The 14,767-nt window shown below is 59.1% G+C and carries 10 protein-coding genes and 1 pseudogene; 7 read left to right on the forward strand and 4 right to left on the reverse strand.

Going from position 1 to position 14,767, the window contains the following annotated elements:
* Positions 1-32: 32 nt before the first annotated feature.
* From fsa to B0G52_RS17285, 3 genes are all read left to right on the forward strand, one after another.
* Positions 33-698 (forward strand): fructose-6-phosphate aldolase, encoded by a 666-nt coding sequence (fsa, locus tag B0G52_RS17275; RefSeq protein ID WP_094046554.1) that lies wholly within the window; start codon positions 33-35, stop codon positions 696-698.
* 74 nt (positions 699-772) lie between these two features.
* A complete protein-coding gene (gndA, locus tag B0G52_RS17280) occupies positions 773-2,179 on the forward strand; it encodes an NADP-dependent phosphogluconate dehydrogenase (RefSeq protein ID WP_094046556.1) in 1,407 nt (468 codons plus the stop codon).
* Positions 2,180-2,341: 162 nt separating this feature from the next.
* Positions 2,342-4,513, forward strand: coding sequence for an S-layer homology domain-containing protein (locus B0G52_RS17285; RefSeq protein ID WP_158223750.1), 2,172 nt, complete (start codon positions 2,342-2,344; stop codon positions 4,511-4,513).
* Between the two features lie 969 nt (positions 4,514-5,482).
* Here the strand turns inward: B0G52_RS17285 and B0G52_RS36450 are convergent.
* From B0G52_RS36450 to B0G52_RS17300, 3 genes and pseudogenes are all read right to left on the reverse strand, one after another.
* A pseudogene (locus B0G52_RS36450) lies at positions 5,483-6,226 on the reverse strand (SCO family protein).
* On the reverse strand, positions 6,112-6,531 hold the full coding sequence (locus tag B0G52_RS17295) for a disulfide oxidoreductase (protein WP_094046560.1): 420 nt from the start codon (positions 6,529-6,531) through the stop codon (positions 6,112-6,114). Before B0G52_RS17295 ends, B0G52_RS36450 begins: the two are co-directional and overlap by 115 nt.
* Before the next feature lie 21 nt (positions 6,532-6,552).
* A complete protein-coding gene (locus B0G52_RS17300; RefSeq protein ID WP_094046562.1) occupies positions 6,553-6,915 on the reverse strand; it encodes a c-type cytochrome in 363 nt (120 codons plus the stop codon).
* 211 nt (positions 6,916-7,126) lie between these two features.
* Between B0G52_RS17300 and B0G52_RS17305 the strand changes: the two genes are divergently transcribed.
* The gene (locus B0G52_RS17305) at positions 7,127-7,792 is read left to right on the forward strand and encodes a response regulator (RefSeq protein ID WP_094046564.1); all 666 of its coding nucleotides are present in this window, start codon (positions 7,127-7,129) and stop codon (positions 7,790-7,792) included.
* Here the strand turns inward: B0G52_RS17305 and B0G52_RS17310 are convergent.
* Complete coding sequence (locus B0G52_RS17310) at positions 7,753-8,670, reverse strand: AraC family transcriptional regulator (protein ID WP_094046566.1); 918 nt, start codon at positions 8,668-8,670, stop codon at positions 7,753-7,755. The genes B0G52_RS17305 and B0G52_RS17310 overlap by 40 nt on opposite strands.
* 159 nt (positions 8,671-8,829) lie before the next feature.
* Between B0G52_RS17310 and B0G52_RS17315 the strand changes: the two genes are divergently transcribed.
* From B0G52_RS17315 to B0G52_RS17325, 3 genes are all read left to right on the forward strand, one after another.
* Positions 8,830-10,938, forward strand: a complete 2,109-nt coding sequence (locus tag B0G52_RS17315; protein ID WP_094046568.1) for a glycoside hydrolase family 52 protein — start codon at positions 8,830-8,832, stop codon at positions 10,936-10,938.
* Positions 10,939-11,386: 448 nt separating this feature from the next.
* Complete coding sequence (locus tag B0G52_RS17320; RefSeq protein WP_094046570.1) at positions 11,387-12,958, forward strand: response regulator transcription factor; 1,572 nt, start codon at positions 11,387-11,389, stop codon at positions 12,956-12,958.
* Between the two features lie 73 nt (positions 12,959-13,031).
* On the forward strand, positions 13,032-14,762 hold the full coding sequence (locus B0G52_RS17325; RefSeq protein WP_094046572.1) for a sensor histidine kinase: 1,731 nt from the start codon (positions 13,032-13,034) through the stop codon (positions 14,760-14,762).
* Positions 14,763-14,767 lie beyond the last annotated feature (5 nt).

Raw genomic sequence — 14,767 nt, forward strand, 5'->3', positions numbered from 1 at the left:
ATTAACGATATTAAATAATGGAGGTCATCCACATGAAATTTTTCATCGATACGGCTAACCTGCAGGACATTAAGAAGGCGTACAAAATCGGCGTTCTGTCCGGCGTAACGACCAACCCGTCGCTCGTCGCCAAAGAAGGCGTCAAGTTCGAAGACCGCATCGCCGAAATTTTGCGCGAAGTTCCGGAAGTGGAGTCGGTATCCGCCGAAGTCACGCCGGACGCGCTCACCGCAGAAGAAATGATCGCCCAAGCGGACGAACTGATCAAGATCAACGATTACGACAAGAACATCACGATCAAGCTGCCGATGACGCTGGCCGGCCTCGAAGCCTGCCGCTACCTGAGCAAAAAAGGCGTCAAAACGAACGTCACGCTCATCTTCACGGTAAACCAGGCGCTGCTCGCCGCCCGTGCCGGCGCGACTTACGTATCTCCGTTCCTCGGACGTCTGGACGACATTTCGGAAGACGGCGTTCTGCTGGTCTCCAAAGTCGCCGAGCTGTTCCGCACGCATAACCTGGATACGCAAATCATCGCCGCTTCCGTTCGCCATCCGGATCACGTAACCCGCGTAGCAATGGCCGGCGCGCATATCGCGACGATTCCGTTCTCCGTCATCGAGCAGATTTCCAAGCACCCGCTGACGGATCAAGGAATGGAGAAGTTCGCGGCAGACTGGAAAAAAGCCGTCCAATAAGGACGGTTTTCCGCGGAGCCAGGCAATTCATTAATGAGATTAAATAATAGAGATAAGTTGGGGAGGAACCGTCAATGAGCAAGCAGCAGATCGGCGTCGTCGGCTTGGCCGTCATGGGCAAAAATCTCGCTCTGAACATCGAAAGCAAAGGGTTTTCCGTCGCTTTGTTCAACCGTTCTCCGGAGAAGACGAAGGAGCTGCTGGAAGAGGCGAAGGGCAAAAATTTCGTCGGCACGTACAGCGTCGAAGAGTTCGTGGCATCCCTGGAGACGCCGCGTAAAATACTGATCATGGTCAAAGCCGGACAGGCGACGGACGACACGATCAATCAGCTCGTGCCTCATCTGAGTCCCGGGGACATTCTGATCGACGGCGGCAACGCCTACTTCCCGGACACGCAGAGAAGAAACAAGGAGCTGCAGGAGCAAGGCTTCCGCTTCATCGGCGCCGGCGTATCCGGCGGCGAAGAGGGCGCGCTTAACGGTCCTGCGATCATGCCGGGCGGTCAGAAGAGCGCGTATGAGCTGGTCGAGCCGATTCTGACGGCCATCTCGGCCAAGGTCGACGGCGATCCTTGCTGTACTTACATTGGCGAAGAGGGCGCGGGCCACTACGTTAAAATGGTGCACAACGGCATCGAATACGGCGACATGCAGCTGATCGGCGAAGCGTACCACCTGCTGAAGGACGTTCTTGGCGTCGGCACGAACGAGCTGCACGAGATTTTCACGGAATGGAACAACGGCGAACTGGACAGCTATCTGATCGAGATTACGGCCGACATCTTCTCCAAGAACGATCCGGAGACGGGCAAGCCGATGGTTGACGTCATTCTCGATTCCGCCGGACAGAAGGGCACGGGCAAGTGGACGAGCCAAAGCTCGCTCGACCTCGGCGTGCCGCTGTCGATCATTACGGAGTCGGTGTTCGCGCGCTTCATCTCCGCGATGAAGGAGGAGCGCGTCGCCGCCAGCAAGAAGCTGGACGGTCCGGCCGTCTCCGCGTACGACGGCGATCGCCGCGAGTTCATCGAAGCGGTTCGCCAGGCGCTGTACGCGAGCAAGATCGCGTCTTACGCGCAAGGCTTCGCGCAGATGAAAGCCGCTTCCGAAGCGTATGACTGGAACCTGAACTACGGCGGCATCGCCATGATCTTCCGCGGAGGCTGCATCATCCGCGCCAGATTCCTGCAAAACATCAAGGACGCGTACGACCGTAATCCGGAGCTGACGAATCTGCTGCTGGACGATTACTTCGGCGGCGTCGTCAAAAACTATCAGGCAGCATGGCGCAAAGTGGTCGCCGTTGCCGTCGAGAGAGGCATTCCGGTTCCGGCGTTCGCTTCCGCGCTGGCGTACTACGACAGCTATCGCACGGAGCGTCTGCCGGCCAACCTGCTGCAAGCGCAGCGCGACTACTTCGGCGCGCACACGTTCCAGCGCGTGGATCGCGAAGGCAGCTTCCACTTCCAGTGGATCTAACGGTTTAACACAGCCCCTGCAAGGATTGTTCACGATCCTTGCAGGTTTTTTTATATATTGTGAAAACCTCTCTCCGTTTACGAGCGAAACTATCGTCCCTTTCCGTTCGTCCAATACAGAAGAAGGATGTGGAGACGCAAGGAGACGAAGGAGAGAAACCTAATGAAACGATTCGCCATACATAACCGGGGCAAATGGATGCTGACGCTGTTGATCGCCCTGTCGCTGGTTCTGCAATCGGCCGTTTCCGCGCTGGCGGCAGAAGGAGGCGCCGACGGCACGACGGCCGAAAGCTCTCTCGGACCGCCGGTGTTCACGAAGGAGATGGGGCAGGCGCTGGAAGACGCGGAGCGGCTGCTGTATATGCAGGAACCGCTGTCGGACTGGGCGGCGGTCGGGCTGGCGTTGAACGGGAAGGAAGTTCCCGACAGCTACTTGCGGGCCAAAGCCGACGAACTGCTCGCCAACCGCGGCAAATACGACAAGGTCAGCGAGTTGGCCCGCTCGATGGCCGGTTACGCCGCGGCCGGGGGCAGCGTCAATTTTATCGCCGGACTAGACTTATACCCGATCTTGATGAATCACCGCGGTATGGAAGCGGAGGGAGCGCCGGGGCTCGCTCTGGCCCACTTGGTCGGCAACCGCTCGGTGTCGGGCACTCTGGCGCGCACGGAGTGGTATTCGGACCGGATCTACTACAAACTCCTGGAGCTGCAGTCCGAGGACGGCAGCTGGGCTTTGCCGGGCGATGCTTCCGCAGAGGGCAGCGTGGCCGCGACGTCGACCGCGTTGATGGCGCTCGCACCAGCGTCGGATTCGGAGCCGGCGAGCAAGGCGCTGCGATGGTTGAGGACGCAGCAGTCAGCCGACGGCGGCTTCGGCGGCGCTTCGGATACGGCTTTGGCCGTCATTGCGCTGTCGGCGCTCGGCATCGACGCCGCAGCCTGGACGTTGCCGGACGGAAGCCAGCCTCTGCAGGCGCTGCTGAAGCGGCAGCTTGAGGGAGGAGGCTTCTCCGAAAGCGAAGGCGCAAGCGCGGACATGACCGCGACGGTTCAAGTCTACATGGCGCTGGCCGTCTACAAGCGTTTCGCCGGCGGCGAGTCCGCGCTGAACGTCATCTGGAAGCAGCCGGTCGTCGCGGACAGCGTGAAGGTATCCGTCGAAGGGCCGGAAGGCACGATTGCGGAAGGACGCGGGCAGAGCGGCGAGGCGCTGGCGTCCGCGGTCGCTTTTCTGAAGAAGGCAGGCATTCCCTATAAGCTGAAGAGCGACCCGGAAGGGGGGCAGATGATCGGCGCGATCTCCGGCGTTGCGGAAGGGCGCTACGGCGGTCAAGATAGCTGGAAGCTGGCCGTTCGCACGAAGCTCGGCAGTTGGTTGTTCCCCGAGAACTTCCCCGACGGACTGCGACTTTCGGAAGGAGACGAGCTGCTCGTCTATTACGGCTCGGACAACACCGCGGTACTTGATACGATCGGCATTGAATGGGACTTCGAAGGGCAGACGGTTCTAGGTTCTCCCATTCCCGCGGGCAAACCGGTTCAGCTATACGTCAAAAAAGCGAATCGCCGGCTCGGATACTTGATCGCTCCAGGAGTAACCGTTCGGTTAGCAGGAAAAACGGCGGTAAGCGACGCAGAAGGAAAGGTGTCGTTCGGAGCGCTCAAGCCGGGAGTATACCGCATCGAGGTGACTGGCTATAGGAAAACCGCCGTGCCGACGATAGCCAGAGGCGATTTCACGCTGCGAGTGTTCTCGCCCGAGCTGTCCGCCTATGCGGATGAGGCGCAGGTGTCTTCGTGGGCGCGTGATGAAATGGGGTTTATTTTGGCGCAAGGATATATGCAGGGCATTGACGTCAAGGGCAAGCTGCTTGCTCCGAAGCAAGCGCTGACCCGTGCGGAGTATGCCGCGCTGCTGCTCCGGCTGCTGGGGGAGGAAGCGTCTCCCAAGACGGGGAAGACGTTCTCTGACGTGCCGGCAGACGCATGGTACAGCGGAACGTTGGCCAAGGCGGCAGAGCTCGGCATTACGGATCGAACCTCCGGGCGATTCGAGCCGAGTCGCGCGATTACGCGCGAGGAAGCGGCCGTGATGGCGGCCAAGGCCGGACGACTCTCCACCTACGGGAGCGCGGAGCGGATGGCGTTCTCCGACATTGACGGCCTGTCCGCCGCAAGCCGACACGCGATCCAGGCCGTGTTCGAGCATCAGGTCATGACCGGCAGCGACGGGAAATTCGAGCCGGGGCGGACGCTCGTCCGCGAGCAGGCGGCGGCCATCCTGGCGAGGCTGCATGTCGTTCTGTACGCGGACAGCCTTATTTACTAGTAGAGCGCTCCCGAAGTAACGCAACCAAGATGTTGCAGCTGCTGCATATAGGCAGGCAGAGTTGCTGTAACCGCGCTGAGTCGGGTTGGAGCAGCGGATGAGCGGTCAGAGTCGCTGTAACCGTGCTCAGTCGGGTTGGAGCCGGATATGAGCAAGCAGAGTCGCTGTAACGGTGTTGAGTCGGGTTGGAGCAGCGGATAAGCAGGCGGAGTCGCTGTAACAGCGCTGAGTCGGGTTGGAGCAGCGGATGAGCGGTCAGAGTCGCTGTAACCGTGCTCAGTCGGGTTGGAGCCGGATATGAGCCGTCAGAATCGCTGTAACCGCGCTGAGTCGGGTTGGAGCAGCGGATGAGCCGTCAGAGTCGCTGTAACCGCGCTGAGTCGGGTTGGAGCGGTGTATGAGCAGGCAGAGTGGCTGTAACCGCGCTGAGTCGGGTTAGAGTAGCGTATGAGCAGGAAGAGTCACTGTAACCGCGCTGAGTCGGGTTGGAGCAGTGTATGAGCAGGCAGAGTCGCTGTAACGGTGCTGAGTCGGGTTGGAGCGGTCTATGAGCAGGCAGAGTCGCTGTAACGGCGCTGAGTCGGGTTAGAGTAGCGTATGAGCAGGAAGAGTCACTGTAACGGCGCTGAGTCGGGTTGGAGCAGCGGATAAGCAGGCGGAGTCGCTGTAACCGCGCCTCCGGGATTTGCTCCCGGTGCTGCCGCTCCATATGCGCCAATATGCGATGGTGGGCGGCAACGGGGCTTTCGCGGCTGCGGAAGGACGGATCGTCGACGCCGTTCGTTTCGATGCGCGGACGGCGGAAGCGATCGTCGGGCTCATTCGGAAATACGATGCGGATTATTTGGTCGACGGAACGTGGGACTACTCCTATTCCAGCAGAGTGGACCATCCGATCCGGCGCAATCTCGACCCAGAGCGAAAAGGCTCCGAAACCGCCGGATGGGCGAATCGGAGCCTTCTTCATTTCTATTCGTCTAAAAGACTGGAGATGTCCTTCAGCACTTCCTCGTTGTCCATGCCGTCGCCCATCTCGTACACCCGCCGAATTTGCTGCTTGGCGTCGATCAATTGCAGAGAAGTGACGTTGTGCACGAATTGGCCTTCTCCCATATTGACGACGTTGACGCCGTACTTGGCGGCAAGCTCCTTCGTTGCCGCTTCTTCTCCGCGCAGCACGTGCCAGCCGCTCATGTCCATGCCCATACGCTCGGCGTATTTTTGCAGCGTCTCCGGCGTGTCGCGTTCGGGATCGAAGGTGACGGCCACAAACTGGACCTTGTCGCCGAATGTGCCTTGCTGCTTGAGCTACTCTTGCAGCTGCACCATTTTGTAAGTCGTTACCGGACAGATGTCGGGGCAGCTGGTGAACATGAATTCCATCAGCACGACTTTGCCCGCATTGTCGCCGGCCTTGATCTGCCGTCCGTCCACGTTCGTCAGCTCGAAATCCGGCGCGGCTTGTACGACGGGAAGCGAGGAGCCGGAACCGAGGGATTGGACGACAAGATAGCCGGCGATTCCCAGAACGAGCGCGGCCAGCAGGCCGGGGAACAGATAGCTTTTCAGTTTCGGATTCAAGGGGTCACTTCCTTGCTTCAATTTGCCGCCCGGCGAGCGAGCAGCAGACAGGCGAAAATCATCGCGAAAGCGGTCAGCGCCAGCATCGGCACGGTGAGAAAGCCGAACGCGTTCAGCACGTCGTTCATGCACGACACGGGGCCGCAGAACGGTCCGTCCGGACCGTGCGGCAGCTCCTGCACCGCGATGTGGTAGACAGAGAAGCCGGCTCCGATCGCGACAAGCGGCAGCGCGTAGGGCACGATTTGCTTCTGGCCGCGCCAGGAAGCGATGCCGAGCAGTATCGTCAAAGGATACATGAAGATGCGCTGGTACCAGCACAGACTGCACGGGACAAAATGCAAATATTCGCTCAGGTACAAGCTGCCGGCCGTCGCGACGACCGCTGCCGCCCACGCGTAGAACAGCCAGGAGGCGGAGCTAGTCCGTCCCCGCATAAGCGGCACCTCCAGAACCCGTCATTCGTGCGAGGCGAGCCAAGTCGTAATCGTCAGCAGCTCGTCTTCCGTCAGCCGTTTCTCGAAGGCCGGCATGCCCCGTTTGCCGTCCTTGATCGTCTTGTAGAGCTGTTCTTTCGTCATGGCCGAGCCGATGTGCGCCAGTTCCGGTCCGGCGCCTCCCTGAAGCTGGTCGCCGTGGCAGGAGATGCACAGCGCCTGGTAAATCTGCTCCGACGCCGCCGCGTCTACGGCGCGTTCCGGCACGACGAACGCAGGGCCTTTGTCGGCCGCTTCTTCTTTCTCGGGCAGCGCCGTCGCCAGCAAGATGACGCCGAACAAGCAGGCAACCGCGATCAGCCCCGACATAATCCATTTACTCATGCGAAGTCCCCCCTCGTTTCGTTTTCACCTCCATCTTAGCAATCGTCTTTTCCGCCCGCTATAGCTCTAAAGGGTCACAACAAGGCCGGGGCAGGCCGCAACCGCCATAATAAGTTCACATTTTCGGCGCTGTTATAGCTCGCAAGAGTCATCTGAAACGGCCGCTTTTTCCGTAGAATAGCGGTAAGGAGACATACGAGGAGGCTCAGCGATGAACGCAGCCGGATTCCGCGTGTTGGTCGTCGACGACAGCAGGCAGGCGAGGGAAGGGATTCGAACGATTCTCGGAGGCGATCCGCAGTTCCAGATTGTGGCCGAAGGGACGAATGGGGAGGAAGCGCTTGCGCTGACGGAGCAGTGGATGCCCGACCTGATTCTGATGGACATTCATATGCCGGACATGGACGGTCTCGAAGCGACGAAGCGGTTGAAGGAAAAGTATCCGTATGTGAAAATCGTCATCGTCACCGTGTCCGACGATATCGCCCATCTGTTCGACGCTTTGAAGAAAGGGGCTCAGGGCTACTTGTTGAAAAACTTGAACCCGAGGGCTTGGCTGGAATATTTGCGCGCAATCGCCGTGGACGAGGTGCCGATGACCCGCGAGCTGGCGTTTCGGATATTGAAGGAGTTTTCCCCTGCGGCGGAGCGGCCGAAGTCGCCCGAGAACCCGCTCACCGCGCGCGAGACGGAAATTCTCGGCCTTGTCGCCAGAGGACTGTCCAACCGCGATATCTCGTCGGAGCTGACGATTTCGGAGCATACGGTCAAAAATCATCTGAAAAACATTTTGCACAAGCTGCATCTGGAAAACCGCGTCCAGCTCGCCAGGTACGCTTACGAGCTCGGTTGGATGGGGAGCAGGCCCGACCGGTAATCGCGCGGCGAGACGCCCGTCCACCGTTTGAATTGGCGGCTGAAATGGGCGATGTCGCGATAGCCCAGCAGGCTGGAAATATGATCGACGGACAGGGAGGTGTCCCGCAGCAGAAGCTGCGCTTCGTCACGGATGATTGTCGACAAGTATTGACGCGGAGAAACGCCGTACACTTTCTTGAACAGCCGGTTGCAGTGGGATTCGCTGATGCCGAGCTTGCGGGCGATCTCCCCGACGAGCGGGCGTTCCCCGTGCGAATGGCCGTGATAGATCGGCTGCTTGGTCGCGGCATGAATAAGGGATTCAATGCGATGGGCCGTCTCCGGGTGAGGCGGCCTTCCGTCGTCGTTCGGGTACGCGCCGCCGGACAGCGCCGAGATCAGCTTGGACAGCAGTTCGTAGAACGCCGCCTGAATGCCGGTTTTGACCGCCAAATCGAACGATTGGTCCGAGACGGCGTAAGCGGCCAGCTTGTCGAGTATGGGGCGGACGGCGGCTCCCTCGGCGGATGTTCCGGCGATCGCGGAACGAGGAAAGGCGTCCAGCAGATGGAGCAGCGGCGGGTCGTCGATCTCGAAGTGCAGGCAGAAATAGACAAATCCGTCGGCCGAGCCGGAGCTGCTGGAATGAATGTCTCCGGGACGAATGAGGACGAAGTCGCCCGACTCGAGCCGGCAGGGCACGCCGCCGACGACCATCGTCTGGCAGCCGCGCAGGACGTAGTTGATCTCGTATTGTTTATGCTCATGGGAAGGATAAATCCAGTCGGCGTTCACTTCCCTGGCGTGCATGAAGGAAATCTGGTGGGCCGATCTCAAGTCCGGAACGAATTGCTCCGAGACGCTGTTTTTTTGACCCGTGCGCAAATTGGCATCCACGAGGCTTCCCCCTTTTGGCGAATGATGGAGCTTCACTATTTTAACAGATTATCGGCCCGATTTGGGTAAATAAAAGGAGAGAAAAGAGCATGGATCGCCGCGCCTCGCGGTGTTACTTTGGGAATAGGCCGCAAAGACCGCAAAGGAGCGAGCATATTCATGAACCTTTTTTACAACGCGCATCATTCGCCTGTAGGCGCATTCGCCAGCTTTACTCTGGGGTTTAAGGGGGCGACGGGAGGACTGGGCCTTGAGCTGGGCAAGCCGGCCGACCACAACGTGTACGTCGGAGTGGAGGCGGACAGCGGCAAGCGGCTGTACCGCGCATTGCCTTTCTTCGCAAGCGCCGTCGACGAGAGCAAGAGATACGACGTGGAGAAGGAAGAAGAGGACGATAGCGCCGGGCCGCGGATTTATCCGTACGAGGATAGCGACATTCGCAGAGAGCTTCGTCTGGGCTCCGATACTTGGCAGGCGGATAATCTTGTTTTCCGCGTCTATTCTCCGGTACGTGCCGTTCCCGATCCCGAGCGCGCTTCCGAGGAAGAGCTGAAGGACGCGCTGCTGCCGGCGGTGTTCGCCGAACTGACCGTCGACAACCGCAAAGGCTCGAAGAGCCGCAGAGCTTTCTTCGGATACCGGGGCAGCGATCCGTATGCGAACATGCGCCGGCTGGACGACACGACGGACGGGGCGATCAAAGGAGTCGGCCAGGGGCTGATCACCGCGGTCGCGACCGACGATCCGTCGGCCCGCTCGGCGATGGGCTTCGGCATGGAACGGATTCTCGGCGCCGAGCTGGAGGAAAATTGGACGTTCGGCCTCGGGATGACGGGAGCGATTCTGGCGGACGTGCCAGCCGGGGAAATCCGCACGGTTCGCTTCGCCATCTGCTTCTACCGCGGAGGCGTCGCGACGGCAGGGATCGAGACGAGCTACTATTATACGAGGCTGTTCCGCAATATCGAGGAGGTGGCCGGCTATGCGCTGGCGAATTTCGATCGGCTGACTGAAGCTTGCGCGTCAGCGGACGAGGAGATTGCGACGTCCGGCTTGAACGAAAACCAGAAGTTCATGCTGCGTCATTCCGTCCACAGCTACTACGGCAACACGCAGCTGCTCGCGGATAGGGACGGCAGGCCGCTGTGGGTCGTGAACGAAGGCGAATACCGGATGATGAACACGTTCGACCTGACGGCGGATCAGTTGTTTTTCGAGATGAAGCTGAATCCGTGGACGGTTCGCAACGTGCTCGACCAATTCGTCGACCGGTACAGCTACGAAGATCAGGCGCGTTTTCCCGGGGAGAGCGAGCTTCATCCCGGCGGGGTCAGCTTTACGCACGACATGGGTGTCGGCAATGTGTTTTCCCGACCGTCGCATTCCTCTTATGAAATGTACGGCATCGACGGCTGCTTCTCGCATATGACGCATGAGCAGCTCGTCAACTGGATTTTGTGCGCCGCCGTATACGATGAGCGCTCCGGGGACCAGGCGTGGCTGCAGGAAAAGGCTGATCTGCTCAAGTCCTGCTTCGAGAGCATGCTCAACCGGGATCATCCCGATCCCGACAAGCGCAACGGCCTGATAGGGCTGGACAGTTCCAGCACGATGGGCGGCGCCGAGATTACGACGTACGACAGCCTGGACGTGTCGCTGGGGCAATCCCGGAACAATCTGTACATGGCCGGCAAGTGCTGGGCGGCCTACGTCGCGATGGAGAAGCTGTTCGCGCGTTACGGCTGGACGGAACTGGCGAAGCAGGCCGGACTTCAAGCGGAGCGTTGCGCATCCACGATCGCCTCGCAGTTAGGAGAGCAGGGCTACATTCCGGCGGTCATCGGCGAGGGCAACGACTCCAAAATCATTCCCGCGATCGAAGGGCTGATCTTCCCTTACATGACGGGGAACGAGGAGGCGCTCGATCCGAACGGACGGTTCGCGCCGTACTTGCAGGCGCTGCGGACTCATCTGGATCACGTGTTCTCGACCGGTGCCTGCCTGTTCCCGGACGGCGGCTGGAAGCTGTCGTCGACGAGCGACAATTCCTGGCTCAGCAAAATATACTTGTGCCAGTTTATCGCTCGCCGCATCATGGGCGTGGACTTCGGCGAAGGCGGCCCTGCGGCCGACGCGGCGCATGTCGGCTGGCTGACGCATCCCGAGCTGTCTTACTGGAGCTGGAGCGACCAGATCCTCGCCGGGGAAATCATCGGCAGCAAGTATTACCCGCGCGGCGTGACCAGCGTACTGTGGCTGGAAGAATAGCTCGATAAGGGGCGGTGGCGACGAGGGGAGAGGGAGCGCGGAGAGTGCTCCGGGGCCAAGAAAGTGCCTTCGAGGCACGGCGGTCGGCCCGCCCGTGAGCGCGAAGGCCAAGAAAGTGCCTAGAGCGCATTCGGCGGTCGTGCGCCAGGGCCATAAAAGTGCCTTCGAGGCACGGGACCGGGCTCAGCCGTGAGCGCGAAGGCCAAGAAAGTGCCTCGAGCGGCAAGTATGCGACAGCGGCGAGCGACTCCTAGATCGAATAGGAGCTCGCCTCTCCGCGTTCCTCCACACCTCATTAACTTTTCTAAGTATTTACTAAAGTTTTCATGGTAGGCAAGCAAAGGTTTCTTGGCTACAATGAAAGTGGCTTACGTACATCGAGCAGGGGCGGAACGATTTTTCCAATCATGTGTAAGCGTTTCCATATAAGGAGTCGGAGGGATGCGAAGTGAAAAAGGCGATTCTGGTCGACGACGAAGTGTTCGCTCGCAAAGGGCTGATCGGGCTGATCCCTTGGGAGAAGCTCGGATTCGAGGTGGCCGGCGAAGCGGAGGACGGGGAAGACGCCTGCGCGCTGATCGAAGCGGTTCGTCCGGACGTCGTCATCACCGATATTCGCATGCCCGTATTGGACGGTCTGGAGCTGATCCGCAAAGTGCGGGAGAGCGGCAACGACAAGACGAAGTTTATTATTATCAGCGGATACGGGGATTTCAAATATGCGCAGCAAGCCGTTCGTTACGGAGTAGCGGATTATTTGCTCAAGCCGATCGACGAGAACGAGCTGTCGGCAACGCTGGAGCGGATCGCGGCGGCTCCGGACGTCGAGCCGGCCCGGGCCGAGGCCGAGTACCGCCTCATTCAAGCGTCGGCGTTCGATCGCCTGCTGACGGGTCAGCCGGACGAAGCGTTCCTGGCCGAGGCGTCCCGCATTTTGGACCTTCCGCTGAACCGCCCCCTGCGCTGCGTGTCCGTGGAGATCAACGATGCGTCGTTCGACCCGAACGATGCGCGAGCAACGGAGCAAATGGAGCGGGTTAAGCAGGCGATTAGGGAAGAGGCCGCGGCGCATTCGAACGGGAAAGCTCCGTGCTTGCTTGCAAGAAGCCTGACGGAGATTAACTTTCTGCTGTTCGAAGAGCTCGGCGAGCAGGAAGTCCGCAGCTTGGGAGAACGGCTGATCCGCGCGGCCGGCGCGCACGTCGACGGAATTCCGCGGGTGTACGCGGGCGCGATCGCGCCGTCGCTGGAGCGGGCCCGGGAGTCGTACGCGTCGGCGTCCGCGCTGACGAGCTACAAATTCGCCCTGGACAGGAGCGTGCTCCTTCACGAAGAGGCGGCGGGGCAATGCGTCGCGTACAAGGAGCTGGACGCCGTCCTGTTGACCGAGCTGCTCGAACGGTTGGAGGAACGGGACGAGGAAGGGACGGAGCGGGCAGCCGGGCGGATTTTCGACACGTTCCGCGAGCATCGTTATTCTCCGGAGTCGGTTTACGCCTCGATCTCCAGATGCGTGCACGGGATTAGCGCCGTCATTCAAAACATGCAAGGCGACGAGAGCGCCGTGATCTCGCTGCCCCGGCTGCTGCGAACGCAGCAGGAGCCGAGAACGCTTAACGGTCTGAAGGGGCTGTTCCTGGAATTTCTGCGGGAAAGCGCCGGCTACATGTCCAGACTGCGCAGCGCGTTGACGAAAGGCGACATCGGGAAAATCAAGGCGTACATCGACGGCCATTTCGGCGAAAACATCAACTTGAAGACCATCTCCAAACGCTTCTATATGAACCCGGTCTATCTGGGGCAGCTGTTCAAAAAAACGTACGGCGTCTATTTTAACGAGTATTTGCTGCAAATCCGCATCGCCGAAGCGAAAAGACAGCTCAGGCAGACGGATCGCAAAGTGTACGAGATCGCCGCCAGCGTCGGCTTCGGCAACGCGGACTACTTCGTCTGCCAATTCGAGAAAGTCGAGGGGAGAACCCCGACGGAATACAAGAACGCGATTTTGGCGAAGGCATAAATTGCCGCGTTCAAAAATGCCGTCAAAAGTTGTTTGAACATCCTCTAAAGCGGCAACGGGGGGCTTCCGGTTTATGAAATTAGGCGTCGCCTTGAACAACGTCCGGCTGCGGAACAAAATGCTGATCGTCTACTTTTTGTCCGTGTTCCTGCCGGTTCTCTTGACCAACGTACTGTTCTATACGATTACGAGCAACAACGTCAAGAAGCAGAAGATGCAGGATTTGTCGCTGGCGATCGAGCAGATCCGCAACGACTTTCTGTATCAGATCGAGGCTGTCGTCGGCATTTCGTCCGTGCTGTACAACGACTCCACCCTGAACGATTACCTCGACAAGAAATACGACAATCAATCCGATTACGTCATCAACTACCATTCCTATACGATGGGCATGCTCGAGAAGTACAATCCCGTCTACAGGGCGATTCAGAAAATAACGCTGTATACGAACAACGACACGATTATATATGGAGGTTACGTTTTTCCGCTGTCCGAGACGACGACGCAGGAACGCTGGTATCGTATGCTGAACGAAGGCTACACCCCGATCATCGTCAAGGACGAGGGAGCCGGAGCGGAGCCTTCGTTCAGCATCGTTCGCCGAATGATGGGCACAGCCGGCCGGGAGAACTACGACAAGGTGCTGAAGATCGATCTGCATCCCGAGATGATCAAGCAAGTATTCAACAACGTGACGCTGGCCGGCAACGTCTATTTGCTCGCGGACGGCAAGGCGCAGTACGTGACGAATCACGGCGAAGGCGGGAGCGAGCTCTCCGACGTTTTCGAACCGGGGGGAAGCGGCACCATCGTCCTGGAAGAAACGTTTCAGGAGATCAGCTACTTGCAGAACTGGTCGATCGTCGGAAAATTTCAGGAAAGCGAAGTGCTGGAAGACGTGCGCAAATCGCGCGAATTCGTCGTGTACATGGCGCTTCCGAACATTCTCGTGCCTACGTTCATCATCGTCCTGTTCACCCGCTCGCTCAACGAACGGCTGATCCGCATTCTCAAGCAGATGAAGCGGGTGAAAAACCACAGCTTCGAGACGATCGACCGGGAGGAGACGAAGGACGAGATCGGCCAGCTCACGATGGAGTTCAACCGGATGACGCTGCAGATCAGAAGTCTGATCCACGACGTGTACATGGCGGACATCCAGCGGAAGGAGCTGCAGCTCAAGCGCAACGAAACCCAGCTTCACGCCTTGCAGAGCCAGATCAATCCGCATTTTCTGTTCAATTCGCTGGAGACGATCCGCATGAGAAGCATCATGAAGTCGGAGGAGGAGACGGCGAAAATCATTCATCATATGGCGAAAATTTTCCGCAAGTCGCTCTCCTGGGGCAAGGATATGGTCACGGTCAAGGACGAGCTGGACCTCGTCGACAGCTTCCTGCAAATCCAGAAATACCGGTTCGGGGACAAGCTGGATTACGTCATCGAAGCCGATCCGGAGTGCGCGGGCGCCTTGATTCCGAAGATGACGCTGCAGCCGCTTGTGGAGAACGCCAGCATTCACGGCATCGAAGCGCTGAAGCACTCGGGCATGATCCGGGTGAGCGTGCGCAAAACCCCGGACGGCATCGTTTTCGCGGTCAGCGACAACGGGGTAGGGATTGAAGAGGAGAAGCTCGGCCAACTGCTCGAGGATTTGCGGAACAACGAGGAAATCGGGGATCGCATCGGCGTTCGCAACGTGTTTATGCGCTTGAAGCTATTTTACGGAGAACGCGCGCGATTCGACATGAAGAGCGAACGCGGCAAGGGGACGTCGGTCGAGATCGCGATTTCGGGCCTTTAATTTAC

The organism is Cohnella sp. SGD-V74 (genome assembly GCF_003001675.1).
Lineage (GTDB): Bacteria > Bacillota > Bacilli > Paenibacillales > Paenibacillaceae > Cohnella.

Bases quoted from the DNA above. Each gene is read 5' to 3' on its own strand.
- B0G52_RS17295 (WP_094046560.1), bottom strand. From the start codon at position 6,531: ATGCGGGGACGGACTAGCTCCGCCTCCTGGCTGTTCTACGCGTGGGCG.
- gndA (WP_094046556.1), top strand. From the start codon at position 773: ATGAGCAAGCAGCAGATCGGCGTCGTCGGCTTGGCCGTCATGGGCAAA.
- B0G52_RS17325 (WP_094046572.1), top strand. From the start codon at position 13,032: ATGAAATTAGGCGTCGCCTTGAACAACGTCCGGCTGCGGAACAAAATG.
- B0G52_RS17305 (WP_094046564.1), top strand. From the start codon at position 7,127: ATGAACGCAGCCGGATTCCGCGTGTTGGTCGTCGACGACAGCAGGCAG.
- B0G52_RS17315 (WP_094046568.1), top strand. From the start codon at position 8,830: ATGAACCTTTTTTACAACGCGCATCATTCGCCTGTAGGCGCATTCGCC.
- B0G52_RS17285 (WP_158223750.1), top strand. From the start codon at position 2,342: ATGAAACGATTCGCCATACATAACCGGGGCAAATGGATGCTGACGCTG.
- fsa (WP_094046554.1), top strand. From the start codon at position 33: ATGAAATTTTTCATCGATACGGCTAACCTGCAGGACATTAAGAAGGCG.
- B0G52_RS17300 (WP_094046562.1), bottom strand. From the start codon at position 6,915: ATGAGTAAATGGATTATGTCGGGGCTGATCGCGGTTGCCTGCTTGTTC.